Genomic DNA, 15914 nt, shown 5'->3' on the forward strand with positions numbered 1-15914 from the left:
ATGGATAAAGCAGTAATTATTGAAAAAATAAACAATTTTTTAATTGATGAGTTTGAGGTTGATGCAGATGCTATTGCGCCGGATGCCAATTTAAAAGATACCCTTGGGTTAGACAGTCTAGACTATGTAGACCTTGTAGTAAGTGTAGAGTCTAACTTTAAGGTAAAACTTGGCGAAGCAGATTTTGTAGGCATTGCCACCTTTAATGATTTTTATAACCTTATAGATGGTAAGGTTAATGCCATAGTATAATGAGTGAATGGGATGGTAAATCCAAGGGTACCCTTTTAGGATACAGGATATTTGTATTTTGTATAAAGTACCTGGGTATAAGGGTTTCCTATTTTGTGCTGTATTTTGTAGCATCGTACTATTTTTTGTTTTTAAAGAAAACCAACCGGGTTACCTTTTACTATCTGCATAACCGCATGGGGTATTCGCGCTCAAAAGCCAGAAGAATGGTTTTTATGAGCTACTTTACCTTTGGTCAAACGTTAATAGATAAAACAGCCATCTCCGCAGGTATGCGGGATAGGTTTACGTATGAGTTTGACGGTGTAGAGAAACTTAATGAGATGCTTGCCAATAAAAAGGGAGGTGTTTTAATAAGTGCGCATATGGGTAACTTTGAAATAGCCGAATACTTTTTGGGAGAGCTGGAAGGTAGGTTTCAAATTAACCTTGTAACTTCAGATATGGAGCACAGGGCTATTAAAGAATATCTGGAAAGTATTTCTTCTAAGTCTGCTATAAAGTTTATAATTATAAAAGAGGACCTTTCTCATATTTACGAAATTAACAAAGCCCTGGCGGATAATGAGCTTATCTGCCTTACGGGCGACCGTTACTTTGAAGGGGTTAAATGCCTTTCTGAGCCTTTCTTGGGTAAAGAGGCAAATTTCCCTGCGGGGCCTTTCCTTATTGCCTCAAGGCTTAAGGTTCCGGTAGTGTTTGTGTATGTAATGAAGGAAGCTAAGCTGCATTATCATTTGTATGCCCGTGAAGCGGAAGTAAAACACCGCGATGAAAAGGCGTTGCTAAAGGCGTATGTAGAAAGCCTAGAGTCTATGTTGAAGAGATACCCGTTGCAGTGGTTTAATTATTTTGATTTTTGGCAGGCATTTAAAAAATAGAAAAAAACTACAGAATTAGTTTTCTGTGTAATATACCCCAAAAAAATATGCAAGGTACACCACCGGATTTAGACGCTATTATTATAGGTTCAGGCCCGGGAGGTCTTGCTACGGCTATTTGCCTGGCGCGTGCCGGACAAAAAGTACTGGTGCTGGAACAGCATTATGTGCCTGGAGGCTGGTGCCATAGCTTTACATTAAACGGGCAGCGCTTTAGCCCTGGTGTACATTATATAGGTCAGCTTACCGAAGGCCATTCTACAAATGAGTTGTACAAAGGCCTGGGTATGGCAAATGATCTTGTCTTTTTCAGGATGAATCCAAATGCTTTTGAACACTGTTTAATAGGAGACGAGAAATTTGACGTACCTGCCGGATTAAACAATTTTGCAGTAAGCCTTGGTAAACGTTTTCCTGACAATGCAAAACAGATTAAAGAATACCTTACGCTTATAGAAAGGGTTAATGCCCAGATGCTGATGATGCCTAAAATTAAGGGGTTTAAGCAGATAATAACTGCGCCTTTTAAAACTAAGGATTTTGTTCACAACGCTTTTTTCAGCCTTAAAAGGATTATTAATAAACGTGTAAAAGACCCTGTGGCACGTGCCGTGCTTAACGTGCAGTGTGGAGACCACGGACTTCCACCTGCACGAGCCAGCTTTATAGTGCATTCGTCGGTTATGGGGCATTATGCCGATGGAGGCTTTTACCCTATGGGTGGGGGCGGAGGTATTGTAAAAGCCATGACAAATGCTGTAAAGCGTTTTGGCGGTACCATAAAAATCAGTTCCCGCGTTAATAAAATAATAGTTGAAAATAATACAGCCACAGGTGTAGTGCTTGAAAGTGGCGAAAAAATATTTGCAAAAAAGATTATTTCTAATGCCGATCCTGGTATTACATATCTGAATCTTATAGGTAGGGAATATTTAGGTAAAAAACTTCTAAAAAGGCTGGATAATACAAAGTATTCGGTAACGTCACTCATACTTTTCTTAACATTGGATATGGATGTTACAGCTGCCGGTATAGACAGTGGTAACACATGGGTTTTCAGGGATGCTGATGTTGATGCCCAGTTTGCAGATATTGTTAATCATGATTTAACAGAAGGAGAAGAGTTTCCTGCGCTGTTTATGAGTTGCACTACGCTCAAAGATCCGGTTAGCTTTAATGGCAGGTACCATAGTTTTGAAGTAGTTACTTATATAGATTACAATTGCCTTAAGCAGTTTACAAGTGAGGGTGATGACCGAACCCCGGAGTATATCGCTTTTAAAGAGAAAGTAATCGGTAAATTTTTAAATACTGTAGAGCGCCTTATACCTGGGGCAAAACAACATATTGTTCAGGTAGAGTTGGGTACTCCTAAAACCAACCAGTTTTATATAAACAGTACTAATGGTAATGTTTATGGTACTGAGAAAACCCTTAAATATGTTGGGCCATTTGCCTATAAAAGCAATGCTGAAATAAACAACCTGTATCTTACCGGAGCCAGTACTTTGTCTCATGGAGTGGCGGGAGCTACATATTCCGGTGTAGAAACGGCCGCCAAAATATTACAATGCAAGAGAGATGACCTTTTGGTAACAGATGATAGCCAGAATATAAGGATATTTGATGCCGAAGATGCCGCTACGTGGCCGGAATGGGTGCATAAAAAAAGGGAAGACAAAGTAAGGAATTTTAAAGAAGTTGCGCTAAAGAGCGCACTATAAGATAGCAACATGAAAAATGTTCTTGTTATATATTTTACACAATCCGGGCAATTGCACGATATAGCGCAGCAAATAACTGCTCCGTTTGTTGCCGACGAAAACTGTAACGTGGTTTTTCATCAGATAGAGATGGAAACTCCGTTCCCGTTTCCGTGGAATAAAGAAGCCTTTTTTGATGCTTTCCCTGAATCGTTCCTGCAAATTCCGGCAAAGCTAAAACCTGTACCACAGCATATACTTGATTTGAAATATGACTTGGTATTGTTTCATTACCAGGTGTGGTTTTTATCGCCGTCTATTCCTGTAAATTCATTTCTTAAAAGCCCTGAGGCTAAGCATTTGTTGCACAATACTCCAGTAGTAACCATAAGCGGTAGCAGGAATATGTGGTTCCTGGCTCAGGAGAAAATAAAGAAGCTGCTGAAAGAAAACGGTGCACTACTAAAGGGGAACATAGCCCTTACCGACAGGGCGGGTAACCTGATAAGCGTAATAACCATTGTAGAGTGGATGTTTAGCGGTAAAAAAGAAAAGCATTTAGGAATATTTCCATTGCCGGGAGTGTCTGATAAGGATATAAATGAGTCTGTAAAGTTTGGCGACACCATTCATGGGGCGCTTTTGCATGGAGATTTTACCGGTTTGCAGGATATACTTTTACAGCAGGGAGCCGTTAGGGTAAGCCCTTATTTAGTGGGGGTAGATACTAAAGGAAACCATATTTTTAGCAAATGGTCGGCTATAATCATAAAAAGACCAAATAATCGTAAAAAATTGTTAAAAATTTTTGTGGTTTATTTGGTGCTTGCGATTTGGATTATTTCACCAATAGTATATATATTGCACATTCTTATGTATCCTTTTACTTTTGCTAAAAATAAAAGGATAATAAACTATTATAAAGGCGTTTAAAACGCATAAAAAAAGGAATAGACCAACTATGTTTGATGTTTACATAACCAAAGCCGGGAAATATTTACCAAATGAAGCGGTAACTAATGACGAGATGGAAGATATCCTCGGTAAAATCAATAACTCCACTTCTAAGGCCCGAAGGATTGTTCTTCGTAATAACGGTATTACTACCAGGTATTACGCAATAGACAAAACAGGGACTATAACCCATAATAATGCCCAGCTAACCCACTTAGCTATAGAACAGCTATACGATAAAGATTTTACTAAGAGTGATGTAGAGCTGCTTTCGTGCGGTACATCGTCTCCTGATAATCTTTTTCCGTCGCATGCGTCTATGGTGCACGGGCTTATGGATAACCAGTCTGTAGAGTTAAATTCCTCTTCAGGAGTGTGCTGTGCGGGCATGAATGCCCTTAAGTACGGGTTTTTAAGCATCAAATCAGGTAATAGTAATAATGCGGTTTGTACCGGTTCTGAAAGGTCTTCTACCTGGATGATAGCCGATAAGTTTAATAACGAAGTTGTTAATCTGCAAAACCTTGAAGAGCAACCTATATTAGCATTTAAAAAAGACTTTTTACGCTGGATGCTGTCAGACGGTGCCGGTGCCTTTTTGCTGGAAAACCAGCCAAGGGGCGAAATGTCTTTGAAAATTGAGTGGATGGAGTCTTACTCTTATGCGCACGAACTTGAGGCATGTATGTATGCCGGTGGCGATAAGCTTGAAGACGGAAGCATAAGGCCATGGCAGGATTATCCTGTAGAGGAGTGGCTAAAGCAGTCTGTGTTTTCTGTAAAACAGGATGTAAAACTGCTTGATAAATTTGTAATGGAAAAAGGTTCGCTAAGCACCAAGCATGCGCTTGACAAGCACGGCGTATCTTCTGATGATATAGATTACCTGCTGCCGCATGTATCTTCGCACTTTTTTGCAAAGAAATTATATGAAGAGCTTGCAGGCCGTGGTATAATAGTACCCGAAGAGAAATGGTTCATCAACCTTAGCAGGGTAGGTAACGTAGGTTCGGCCTCTATTTACCTTATGGTAGAAGAAATCCTTAATTCGGGCAAACTGAAAAAAGGTGAAAAGCTTCTGCTTGTAGTGCCCGAAAGTGGCAGGTTTACCTATTCTGTGGCTTATTTAACCGTGTGCTAATGGAACCGCTTACCGATAAAAGTTTTGTAGAAGGGCTTATACCGCAAAAAGCGCCATTTGTAATGGTGGATAAGCTTATTCATTTTTCTGAAGAAAAGCTGGTTGCGGGCTTTAACGTACCCGAAGGAAATATATTTGTAGAAAATGGTAAATTTACCGAACCGGGACTTATAGAGCACATGGCACAGTCTGTGGCTTTGTATACCGGTTATCAGTTTTATTTAAAGAAAGAACCGGCACCTACAGGCTACATAGGTTCTATTAAATATGTAAATGTTAATGCGCTTCCGGTTTTAGGGAGCGAGCTGGTTACCGAAGTTTCGGTTTTACAGGAATTTATGGGGATAACCCTTGTAGATATTGTTACTAAATGCAATGATGTAGAAATTGCAGCAAGCCAGATGAAAACAGTTTTGGCCAAATAACGCCTATGATTGAAGATATAGATATACGACTTTACCTGCCGCACAAAGAGCCAATGCTCATGGTAGACAGAATAGTGAACATGGACGACGAAAGCGTGGAAACTGTTTTTGCGGTTAAAGAAGACAATATATTTATAGATAACGGCAGCCTTTGCGAAGCCGGCCTTATAGAAAACGCTGCGCAAACATGTTCGGCAATAGTAGCCAGAACCTGCTTTATAGATGAAGATAACAAACATAAACCCGAAGCTAATGTTATAGGGTTTATAAGTTCTATAAAAACCATAAAAATACATGGCGTTCCCCAAATAGGGAACACTCTTGTAACAAGGGCCCAGCTGGTGTCTCAGTTTGATACCGGCGCCTTTATAACCTGTATGATGAGCTGTAAAAGCTATTGTAACGGAGAACTGCTTTTAGAGGGAGAGATAAATTTATTTATTCAGGAGCAATGAAAGAAAGCGAAGTGCCACAGGACAGAAGTAATATAGAAACCACTAACATGCGCGAACTGTGCTATGCCACAGATGATAAAGGAAACTATACCACTGCACTAAGCAGTGGCTGGGAACCAAAAACCATAGCGCTGAGCAATTCTATAGAAGATATAAAAGAACGTACCGAGGCTGCAAGGCTGCAGGTAATAAATAATGAAGTAAGTCCCATAGCGTATTTTATGGAGCTTAATAAAATGGACGTGGGCATACTGGCAGGTTATGTGGGTATGTGGAAATGGCGTATAAAAAGGCATTTTAAACCTGCGGTTTTTGCAGGGCTAAACGATAAAGTGTTACAAAAATATGCCGATGCTTTTTTAATAACCACCGAACAACTTAAAAATTTTAAGGGCTGATATAATGACGACTGATTTTAAGCATCACCAGGCAGCACATTGCGAAAATGGTGTTGCGTCTAACCTGTTAAGGCATAATGGGCTCAACCTAAGTGAGCCAATGGTTTTTGGCATAGGCTCCGGGCTTTTCTTTGTATACTTACCATTTTTAAAAGTAAACCATGCTCCCGCTATTAGTTACCGCCCGTTACCGGGTTCTATTTTTGGTAAGGCGGCAAAAAGGCTGGGAATAAAAATAAAAAGACAAAAATTTTCGGGTCCTGCTGCTGCCGAAAAGGCACTTCAGGAAAACCTTAAAAACAACATACCATCGGGCCTGCAGGTAGGGGTGTATAACCTTACATATTTTCCGGATGATTACCGTTTTCATTTTAACGCCCATAACCTTGTGGTTTACGGGCAAGAAGGCGATAATTACCTTGTAAGCGACCCTGTGATGGAAACCGTTACCTCGCTTACCACACAAGAACTTGAAAGGGTACGTTTTGCCAAAGGTGCTTTTGCGCCACGCGGACAAATATATTACCCGATTCATATACCTGAAAACCCCGATTTAAAAAAAGCAATTGTTACCGCCATAAAGGCTACATGCCGTGATATGACTGCTCCTGTACCTATTGTGGGGGTAAACGGTATTCGATTTGTAGCCAAACAGATAAGGAAATGGCACATAAAGCACGGGGTGAAAAAAGCCAACCATTACCTGGCTCAGGTGGTGCGTATGCAGGAAGAGATAGGTACCGGTGGCGGAGGTTTCCGTTTTATATATGCTGCCTTTTTACAGGAAGCGTCGGTAGTACTGGATAATGTAGTACTTAAAGAACTGTCGTATGAAATGACGGCAATAGGCGACAAATGGCGTGACTTTGCAGTAGAAGCAGCAAGGGTATACAAAAACAGGAGCTCTAAGCCCGATGTGTATAACATGCTGGCTGATATGCTTACTGAGATTGCCGATAAAGAAGAAGTCTTTTTTAAGAAATTGCGCAAAGCAATATAATATTGTAAAATGAACAACCCTATAATAGAAATACACTCACTTTCTAAAAAGTATAAGGGCGCCGATTTTTTTTCGGTGAACAACCTGTCTTTAGAAGTTGCCAGGGGAGAGGTGTTTGGTTTGCTTGGGCCTAATGGTGCCGGTAAAACCACGCTTATTTCTATGTTGTGCGGCCTTATAAAGCCTACTGCGGGGAGTTTTAGCATAGAAGGGTACAACTATAAAGAAAATAGCACCGCTATAAAGAAAATTATAGGCGTAGTGCCCCAGGAATATGCACTGTATCCTACATTAACTGCCCGTGAAAACCTTGTTTACTTTGGCAGTATGTACGGTATAAAAGGTGCTGAACTGAAACAAAAGATAAACGATTCGTTAGATTATCTGGGGCTTTTAAAGTTTGCTGATAAACCTATCGAAACCTTTTCGGGGGGGATGAAGCGCAGGGTAAACCTTATTGCCGGCTTGCTGCATAACCCTAAAGTTTTATTTTTGGATGAACCTACCGTGGGTGTAGATGTACATTCTAAGAACGTAATAATAGAATACCTTAAGGAAGTAAACGCTAAGGGTACTACTATAATATACACTTCGCACCATCTTGCAGAGGCTCAGGATCTTTGTAGCCATATCGCCATTATAGATGAAGGTGTGGTAATTACCCAGGGTACGCCTTCGGGTATTATAGGTGCTACACAAGGTGCAGATACGTTAGAAGACGTATTTTTAACATTAACCGGTAAAGAGTTGCGCGATGTATAAACTGCTGATGTCTGTAAATAAAGAGATATTGCTGCTTAGGCGCGACCTTGGTGGGCTTATAATACTATTTATAATGCCACTTGTACTGGTTATTACCATAACATTGATACAGGACAGCACTTTTAAGACGGCAACTGAAACCAAGATACCCATATTGCTGGTAGATAATGACAAGGGCGAAATATCGGGTACGGTATTAAAAAGCTTGGGCGAAAGCGGTTCGTTTAAGGTGATTACCCAGTTTGGCGGAAAGCCGCTGAATGAAGAGGTAGCCAGGGACAAGGTTTTTGATGGCGAATACCAAATGGCTATCATAATCCCGGCCGATTTAAGTGCGGGGCTTAAGGCAAAGGTAGATGAAAACGTAAACAGTATCCTCGAAGGTTTTAGCGCTACAGACAGCGTTGCAGCCAAACCTGAGGTAATCATAGATACAGCGCCTAAGGAGGTTCGCCTGTATTTTGACCCTGCATCGCAAACTGCTTTTAAAAACGCTGTAAAGAGCACCATAGATAAGATGATATCTCAGATTGAGACAAAATCTATTTATACGGCCTTTACAGAGCAGATGGGAGAAGAAACAACGGCAGCCTTTAAACAGGAAAGTTACATCAGCTTTAAGGAGATAGTACCCATGTTTGAAAACAAAGCCATGGTACCAAACTCCACACAGCACAATGTGCCTGCATGGACACTTTTTGCCATGTTCTTTATTGTTGTGCCGTTGTCTATAAACATTGTAAAGGAAAAGAACCAGGGTACACAGGTAAGGCTGCGTACAAACCCGGTATCGTATTTTACGGTAATCGCCGGTAAAACCGTTACCTATCTTATAATATGTATGCTCCAGTTTTTCCTTATGGTGGCTGTAGGCATTTATTTATTCCCGCATATAGGGCTACCTCCTTTAGATCTTAATGGGGCATTCCTGTTAATGAGCGTAGTGGCACTGTTTAGCGGCTTTGCTGCTGTGGGCTTTGGTATACTGCTGGGTACGTTTGCAAAAACCCAGGAGCAGTCGGCGCCTTTCGGGGCTACATCAGTAGTAATACTTGCTGCAATGGGTGGCGTATGGGTACCGGTTTTTGCCATGCCTAAAATAATGCAGTACATTGCAAAAGCATCGCCTATGAACTGGGGCTTAGAAGCTTTTTACGATGTGCTTTTAAGAAATAATACACTGGCAGGTATACTGCCGCAAATAGCATTGTTGTTCCTGTTTTTTGTGGCAATGGTGGCTATATCAATAGTTTATGATGAAAAGAAAAGAGCAGTATAAGGAAGCAGAGCAACTTAAGGTTACACAAAAAATAAGGGTGCGTTTTAATGAAACCGATCCTTTAGGTATTGTATGGCATGGCTACTACATCACTTATTTTGAAGACGGTAGGGAGGCTTTCGGGCGCGAGCACGGTATTAGTTACCTTGATGTGCACAGCCACAACTATACCACCCCGATTGTAAAATCGAGTTGCGAACACAAACTGCCTTTGCGCTACGGCGATGTGGCTACCATAGAAACTACTATTGTAGATACTCCCGCAGCCAAAATAATATTCAGGTACAAAATATTTGATGCCGATAATAACCTGGCCTGTACCGGCGAAACTGTACAGGTATTTGTAAACCAGGAAGGAGTAATGGTACTTAACTATCCTGAGTTTTTTGATGCATGGCGAACCAAAGTAGGCCTTAAGTAATGAACAGGCGAAATGTATATATAGCACATACAAGCTGCATAACTCCCCTTGGATTTACTGTAGAGAGTAATGTGCAGGCAATAGAAAACGGTACTACCGGTATTAGCCATTGGGAAGACGATGCGCTTTTGCCCGAGCCTTTTTTTGCCGCCCGAATAAATGATAATACCCTTGATGGGGCATTTGCACAAATAAGCACTGCTACATACTCAAGGCTTGAAAAGATGATGATTTTGGCACTACAGTCTGTTGTTAGCGCAGCAGGTGTGGCTTTAGGCCAAAAAACGGGATTGATACTTTCTACCACAAAAGGTAATATTACAGCCCTTAATGGTAGTGACAGACTGGCTGGCGGGGTATACCTGCAGGGATTGGCTAAAAACGTAGCCGGATTTTTCGGGTTTACGGCACAGCCGGTTGTAATATCTAATGCCTGTGTATCGGGTATTATGGCGGTGTCTGTAGCCAAAAGGCTTATACAGGCAGGAATGTATGATAATGTTTTTGTGGTAAGTGGCGATGAGGTTTCTAAGTTTGTGCTTTCGGGTTTTAACTCGTTTAAAGCAATGAGTCCGCAGCCCTGCAAACCTTATTCAGCTAACCGCGAAGGAGTGTCTTTAGGAGAAGCTGCCGCAGCGGTACTCGTTACAATAAATAGTGAAAACGCAAAAGCAATAGTAGCCGGAGACGGATCTATAAACGATGCTAACCATATATCAGGGCCATCGCGTACCGGCGAAGGACTTGTAAGAAGTATAGAAAGTGCGCTTAATGAAGCCGGTGTAGAAGCCAATGCTATAGACTATGTTTCGGCGCATGGCACTGCTACGCCCTTTAACGATGAAATGGAAGCGATAGCTTTAAACAGGCTTGAGCTAAACAATGTTCCAGTAAATAGCTTTAAAGGATATTACGGGCATACACTTGGTGCATCGGGGTTGCTGGAAACGGTAATAGGGCTGGAAACTATGGAACAGGGGAGGCTTTTTGCATCACTGGGGTATGATGAGCCGGGAGTGTCGCAACCCATAAATGTGATAGCTGAAAATAAGGACAGCGAAATAAATTACTGGCTTAAAACGGCTTCCGGTTTTGGAGGGTGTAATACGGCAGTGGTATTTAAAAACGTAAATTAATGGCAGATAAATTTTACATATCGGGGTACTGTACTATAAGCAATAACCGTATTGTACTAAATGGGGAAGAGTATTTTTCTGCTCCCGATGCCGCGTTTACTGATTTTGCCAAACAGGCATATAAGCATGCTGAGACTGATTATGCTAAGTTTTTTAAAATGGATAACCTTAGCAAGTTGTCTTTCCTGGCTTCGGATTTATTGCTGAATAATGGAGCCGATAACAGTAATACGGCACTGTTGTTTGCTAATGCATCATCAAGCCTTGATACTGACGTAAAATACAATGAATCGATTATAGATGCCGAAAATTATTTCCCCAGCCCTGCGGTGTTTGTGTACACGTTGCCAAATATCTGCATGGGGGAGATAAGCATAAGGCATAAACTGTTTACAGAGAATAGTTTTTTTGTTTTTGAAGGGTTCAATTCTGATTTTTTTGTTAATTATGCAACTTCATTATTAGAAACCGCCAAAGCAGATAAAGTCCTTTGTGGATGGGTAGAGTACTTTAAAGACGATTATAAAGCCTTTATGTACCTGGTATCTAAGGAAGGAACCACCGAACATACAGAAAACAATATACAAACATTATATCTTAGTTAATATGGAAGCATTAAAGCAAGAACTTAAAGAGAAGATTATCAATATTCTTAATTTAGAAGATGTTGCAGTAGAGGATGTTAATGATAGCGATCCGCTTTTTGGCGATGGCCTTGGGCTTGATTCTATTGATGCTCTGGAGCTTATAGTAATGCTTGATAAAGATTACGGTATTAAATTATCTGACCCTAAAGAAGGAAAAGCCATATTTGAATCTATAAATACTATGGCTCAGTATATTTCTGAAAAAAGGACAAAATAATGAGTAAAGGAATTGCCATAACCGGTATGGGTATAGTGTCTTCGATAGGATTAACTGTCGAAGAAAATTTTGATGCCCTTATTAATGGCAAAACGGGTATATCGGCTATAGACAATATAGACACAGCCCACAAAAATGATTTAAAAGTAGGCGAAATTAAAAAGACGAACCAGGAACTGGCACAGCTGCTGGGTTTGCCTGCCGATAATAATTTTTCGCGTACTGCCATGCTTGGGGCTATTGCAGCAAAACAGGCGGTGGCAAATGCCGGCATAATCGATATTAACGAATATAACACCGGCCTTATATCGTCTACCAGCGTAGGGGGTATGGACATGACCGAACGTTTTTTTTATGACTATTTTGAGTCGGAAGAAAACAGGCGTTATATAGAATCGCACGATGCCGGTGATGTAACCCATAAAATAGCCAACGAACTTGGGTTGAAGGGTTTTGTTACCACAATAAGTACGGCCTGCTCGTCTGCGGCTAATGCTATTATGCTTGGAGCAAGGCTTATAAAGTCGGGTAAACTGGATAGGGTAATTGTAGGCGGAACCGATGCGCTTTCTAAATTTACCATCAACGGTTTTAAAACCCTGATGATATATTCTGATACGTACAATACCCCGTTTGATAACGACCGAAAAGGCCTGAACCTTGGTGAGGCTGCGGCATTTTTGGTTTTAGAATCAGAAGAAGCGGTAAAAAAGAGCAATAAAAAAGTGCTTGCTTACCTTTCGGGTTACGGCAATGCAAATGATGCTTACCATCAAACGGCTTCATCTGAAAACGGAGACGGAGCATTCCTGTCTATGGAAAAAGCGTTTAAAGTATCGGGGCTTGTGCCTGCCGATATTGATTATATTAATGCCCATGGTACCGCTACACCGAATAACGACCTTTCGGAAGGGCGTGCCATCATCAGGGCATTTGGTACAGAAGTGCCTGATTTTAGTTCTACAAAACCTTTTACGGGACACACGCTTGCTGCTGCCGCCGCTATAGAGGCAGTGTACAGTGTATTGGCACTACAAAACAACCTTGTGTATCCCAACCTGAATTTTAAAACCAAAATGGAAGAGTTTAACCTTGTTCCGCAAACGGTTTTAAAAGAAAAAGAAATAAACCATGTGCTGTCTAACTCTTTTGGGTTTGGCGGTAACTGTTCAACCCTGCTGTTTTCTAAAAGCTAATGAAAAAGTGTTATATAAACGGTGCAGGATGTGTTTCTGCACAAAAAACATTAGATGTGGCTTTTCTGGAAGAAGTAGCCATTAATGAAGCTGATAATATACTTCCGCTTGCTGCCCCCGACTATAAAGAATATATAGCCCCGGCTGCCGGAAGGCGTATGGCAAAGGGGGTGAAGAATGGCATAGCAGCTTCGGCCAGTGCTATAAAGGAAGCCGGCACGCAGAATTTTGATGCTATTGTTACCGGTACCGGTATGGGGTGTAATGTAGACTCTGAAAAGTTTTTAACAGCACTTTTAGACAACCAGGAACAGTTTTTAACACCTACCTCGTTTATACAGTCTACCCATAACACTGTGGGTGCACAAATAGCTTTGGGTTTACAATGCAAAGCCTATAATTTTACCTACGTAAACGGTGCTGTATCTTTTGAATCGGCGCTGATTGATGCGCAGATGCAGCTACAGGAAGATGATGCCCACAGCATCCTTGTTGGGGGTATAGAAGAAGCGGCTGAGTCTACCATGAAGTTCATGCAGCTTTCAGGAGCTATTAAAAGTAAAGATAACGGGCCTTACAGTGTACTGGAACCCAAAACAGGAGGTGCGGTATTTTCGGAAGGTGCGGCATTTTTTGTAATCGAAGATGAAAAAAAGCCGTCGGCTTATGCTGAGCTTAAGGATGTGTATACGTATAACATACTTTCTCAGGATGAGATTACTGCAAAAGTTGAAGCTTTTTTAGGCCGTAACAATATTGCATTGTCTGATGTAGATGCTATAGTGCTTGGTTATAACGGAGACGTGCAGTATGATGCCTATTATAATGTGCTTGTTCAAGGCATTTTTAAAGATACACCACAGGTATACTACAAACACCTTAGTGGCGAATATTATACGGCTTCGGCATTCGGAATGTGGGTTGCAGCAAATATTTTAAAGCTTCAGCAAATAAATCCGGTGCTTATGGTAAATGCTGTTTCACGTAGCCAGTATAAAAATATTTTGCTGTACAACCAGTACAGGGGAGGCGACCATAGTTTTATATTGTTATCTGCATGCTAACCCACCGGTTAAATATCCTTTTTTTTGTACTAAGTTTTAGTATGCTGGCTGTTTTGGCAGCGTCGAGTGTTGTATCGTGGTTTTGGTTATTGCTCCCTTGTTTTATTTGGCTTGTTATTGCGGTTGCCGGTTCAGGGCTTGTGCAAAGCGGTTACCACATAAAAACGCTCTACAAAAAAAAAGGTGCTACCGTAAAGGAAATCGCCATAACCTTTGACGATGGCCCTACACCTGAAACCGAAAAAGTACTCGAATTGCTTTCCCGTTACAATGCAAAAGCCACTTTTTTTTGTATTGGTTCACAAATAGAAAAGTACCCCGAGGTTTTACAAAAAACATTAAATGAAGGGCATACAGTAGGTAATCATACCTATAGCCATTCTACAAAGCTGAGTCTTTTTCCTGTTAATAAAACGGTTGAAGATATAACGCTTACTGATAGCTTTATTATTAAGTACAGCAATAAAAAACCGTTATTATTCCGACCTCCTTTTGGGGTTACAAGTCCGCGTATTGCCAAGGCGTTACGACTAACAGGGCACTACGTAATAGGGTGGAATGTTAGGTCGCTGGATGCAGTTACCGAAGATGAAACTAAAATATTTAACCGTATAAAGCGTGGTATTGCACCCGGCAGTATTATTTTACTGCACGATACTTCGCAGAAAACCGTAAATGTTTTGGAACAATTATTGTTACTTTTGCAGCAACAAGGCTACAAAGCAGTTACTGTTGATGCCTTATTAGATATACCGGCCTATGAAAAATAATATTTTTTACCTTTTGTTTTTTGTTACTATCCTGGCATTTGGGCAGGAGCAAAAGCTTAGTGCCGCTGAGGCTACAGCTTTTAAAAATGGTGTAAATGCTACTGCAAAAAGTACTAAAACGCTTAGTGCTGATTTTGTTCAGTATAAGCACATGGACTTTTTGTCTAAAGACATAGAAACCGAAGGGAAAATAAGCTTTAAGGCGCCATCTATGCTGCTGTGGCAGTATGTAAAGCCGTACCAATATAGCGTTGTTTTTAAAAACAATAAGATTTCTATAAACGATGCCGGCAAGAAAAACGCTATGGATACCAGCAACAGCAAAATGTTTGCAAAGCTTAATAAATTGATTGTGGGTAGTGTAAACGGCGATATGTTTGATGAAAACGAGTTTACAATCAGCTATTTTAAAAGTGGTGAGTTTGTCCTTACCAGGCTGGTGCCAAAGGATGCTGCCCTGAAAAAATATATTAAGGAGATGGATTTGTATTTTGATAAAAAGAACATGGTGTCTAAAGTGAAAATGACAGAACCGTCTGATGATTATACTACGATTGTATTTAAAAACAAAGTTGTTAATGCGCCAATATCCGATTCTGTTTTTAATAATTAGCAGCTGCTTACTGTTTTCTTCCTGTGCCGTTAAAACGGTAGACGGGCTTGCTAAAACCGAAAAAGCTTCGGAGCATTTTCATGCACCTTACTTTTCTGATTCTAATAAGGATTATATCTATAAAGCCAGCATAGCGGTTTATGGCCGTGATTTTGGTGGGATATTTATTGCTAAAAAAGTAAATGATACCTTATACAGGGCGGCATTTACTACGGAATTTGGGAATAAGCTTTTTGATTTTGAAATTACCGATGACAGCTTTAAGGTTAAATACATTCTGGATGAGCTGAACAAGAAAATAGTGGTAAATACCTTAAAGCGTGATTTTATGTTGTTGTTAAAGCAACAGCATGAGGTAGTTGCCGGATACGAAGATGATAAAAATTCCGTTTTAAAATGTAAAGACGGAAAACGTTATAATTATTTGTTCACAGATAAAGCGACTGGGCAGCTTCAGAAGCTGGTTAATGCAACAAAGAGTAAAGAAAAAACAATAATAACGTATACAGCAAAAAATGATATATTAGCGCAGAATATTGTTATCGATCATAAAAACTTACAGCTTAGGATTGAATTAAACTATATAGAGTAAAACAACTA

The 15914-nt window shown here is 40.5% G+C and carries 20 protein-coding genes; all 20 read left to right on the top strand.

What is annotated here, in order from left to right:
• From ACLI1A_RS18590 to ACLI1A_RS18685, 20 genes are read left to right on the top strand one after another with little or no spacing between them, the layout of a single operon-like run.
• Positions 1–252: an acyl carrier protein gene (locus ACLI1A_RS18590; RefSeq protein ID WP_411410196.1), complete on the top strand. Its 252-nt coding sequence runs from the start codon at positions 1–3 to the stop codon at positions 250–252.
• A complete protein-coding gene (locus ACLI1A_RS18595) occupies positions 252–1133 on the top strand; it encodes a lipid A biosynthesis acyltransferase (protein ID WP_411410197.1) in 882 nt (293 codons plus the stop codon). The genes ACLI1A_RS18590 and ACLI1A_RS18595 overlap by 1 nt, the downstream gene beginning before the upstream one ends.
• 47 nt (positions 1134–1180) lie before the next feature.
• Positions 1181–2857 carry a phytoene desaturase family protein gene (locus ACLI1A_RS18600; RefSeq protein WP_411410198.1) on the top strand — a complete coding sequence of 559 codons (1677 nt, stop codon included), beginning with the start codon at positions 1181–1183 and terminating at the stop codon, positions 2855–2857.
• Between the two features lie 9 nt (positions 2858–2866).
• Positions 2867–3769, top strand: a complete 903-nt coding sequence (locus tag ACLI1A_RS18605; RefSeq protein ID WP_411410199.1) for a dialkylrecorsinol condensing enzyme DarA — start codon at positions 2867–2869, stop codon at positions 3767–3769.
• 28 nt (positions 3770–3797) lie between these two features.
• Positions 3798–4931, top strand: a complete 1134-nt coding sequence (locus tag ACLI1A_RS18610) for a beta-ketoacyl-ACP synthase III (protein ID WP_411410200.1) — start codon at positions 3798–3800, stop codon at positions 4929–4931.
• Positions 4931–5356, top strand: coding sequence for a hypothetical protein (locus ACLI1A_RS18615; RefSeq protein WP_411410201.1), 426 nt, complete (start codon positions 4931–4933; stop codon positions 5354–5356). Before ACLI1A_RS18610 ends, ACLI1A_RS18615 begins: the two co-directional genes overlap by 1 nt.
• A 5-nt stretch (positions 5357–5361) precedes the next feature.
• Positions 5362–5811 carry an ABC transporter permease gene (locus ACLI1A_RS18620; RefSeq protein ID WP_411410202.1) on the top strand — a complete coding sequence of 150 codons (450 nt, stop codon included), beginning with the start codon at positions 5362–5364 and terminating at the stop codon, positions 5809–5811.
• The gene (locus ACLI1A_RS18625) at positions 5808–6209 is read left to right on the top strand and encodes a hypothetical protein (RefSeq protein WP_411410203.1); all 402 of its coding nucleotides are present in this window, start codon (positions 5808–5810) and stop codon (positions 6207–6209) included. Before ACLI1A_RS18620 ends, ACLI1A_RS18625 begins: the two co-directional genes overlap by 4 nt.
• Before the next feature lie 4 nt (positions 6210–6213).
• Positions 6214–7209 carry a BtrH N-terminal domain-containing protein gene (locus ACLI1A_RS18630; RefSeq protein ID WP_411410204.1) on the top strand — a complete coding sequence of 332 codons (996 nt, stop codon included), beginning with the start codon at positions 6214–6216 and terminating at the stop codon, positions 7207–7209.
• Positions 7210–7218: 9 nt separating this feature from the next.
• Positions 7219–7971 carry an ABC transporter ATP-binding protein gene (locus ACLI1A_RS18635; protein WP_411410205.1) on the top strand — a complete coding sequence of 251 codons (753 nt, stop codon included), beginning with the start codon at positions 7219–7221 and terminating at the stop codon, positions 7969–7971.
• Positions 7964–9250 carry an ABC transporter permease gene (locus ACLI1A_RS18640; protein WP_411410206.1) on the top strand — a complete coding sequence of 429 codons (1287 nt, stop codon included), beginning with the start codon at positions 7964–7966 and terminating at the stop codon, positions 9248–9250. Before ACLI1A_RS18635 ends, ACLI1A_RS18640 begins: the two co-directional genes overlap by 8 nt.
• Positions 9225–9671, top strand: coding sequence for an acyl-CoA thioesterase (locus tag ACLI1A_RS18645; RefSeq protein ID WP_411410207.1), 447 nt, complete (start codon positions 9225–9227; stop codon positions 9669–9671). The genes ACLI1A_RS18640 and ACLI1A_RS18645 overlap by 26 nt, the downstream gene beginning before the upstream one ends.
• Complete coding sequence (locus tag ACLI1A_RS18650; RefSeq protein ID WP_411410208.1) at positions 9671–10807, top strand: beta-ketoacyl-[acyl-carrier-protein] synthase family protein; 1137 nt, start codon at positions 9671–9673, stop codon at positions 10805–10807. Before ACLI1A_RS18645 ends, ACLI1A_RS18650 begins: the two co-directional genes overlap by 1 nt.
• Positions 10807–11412, top strand: a complete 606-nt coding sequence (locus ACLI1A_RS18655; protein ID WP_411410209.1) for a 3-oxoacyl-ACP synthase — start codon at positions 10807–10809, stop codon at positions 11410–11412. Before ACLI1A_RS18650 ends, ACLI1A_RS18655 begins: the two co-directional genes overlap by 1 nt.
• A gap of 1 nt (position 11413) precedes the next feature.
• Positions 11414–11671, top strand: coding sequence for a phosphopantetheine-binding protein (locus ACLI1A_RS18660; RefSeq protein ID WP_411410210.1), 258 nt, complete (start codon positions 11414–11416; stop codon positions 11669–11671).
• Positions 11671–12867 (top strand): beta-ketoacyl-[acyl-carrier-protein] synthase family protein, encoded by a 1197-nt coding sequence (locus ACLI1A_RS18665; RefSeq protein WP_411410211.1) that lies wholly within the window; start codon positions 11671–11673, stop codon positions 12865–12867. The genes ACLI1A_RS18660 and ACLI1A_RS18665 overlap by 1 nt, the downstream gene beginning before the upstream one ends.
• On the top strand, positions 12867–13931 hold the full coding sequence (locus ACLI1A_RS18670) for a beta-ketoacyl synthase N-terminal-like domain-containing protein (protein ID WP_411410212.1): 1065 nt from the start codon (positions 12867–12869) through the stop codon (positions 13929–13931). The genes ACLI1A_RS18665 and ACLI1A_RS18670 overlap by 1 nt, the downstream gene beginning before the upstream one ends.
• Before the next feature lie 41 nt (positions 13932–13972).
• Entirely contained in the window at positions 13973–14701 is a 729-nt protein-coding gene (locus tag ACLI1A_RS18675) for a polysaccharide deacetylase family protein (RefSeq protein WP_411410213.1), read from the top strand.
• On the top strand, positions 14691–15314 hold the full coding sequence (locus ACLI1A_RS18680) for a LolA family protein (protein ID WP_411410214.1): 624 nt from the start codon (positions 14691–14693) through the stop codon (positions 15312–15314). The genes ACLI1A_RS18675 and ACLI1A_RS18680 overlap by 11 nt, the downstream gene beginning before the upstream one ends.
• Positions 15280–15906 (top strand): hypothetical protein, encoded by a 627-nt coding sequence (locus ACLI1A_RS18685; RefSeq protein WP_411410215.1) that lies wholly within the window; start codon positions 15280–15282, stop codon positions 15904–15906. Before ACLI1A_RS18680 ends, ACLI1A_RS18685 begins: the two co-directional genes overlap by 35 nt.
• Positions 15907–15914: the final 8 nt, after the last annotated feature.

The sequence above is a fragment of the Flavobacterium sp. RHBU_3 genome (assembly GCF_046613565.1).
Taxonomy (GTDB): domain Bacteria; phylum Bacteroidota; class Bacteroidia; order Flavobacteriales; family Flavobacteriaceae; genus Flavobacterium.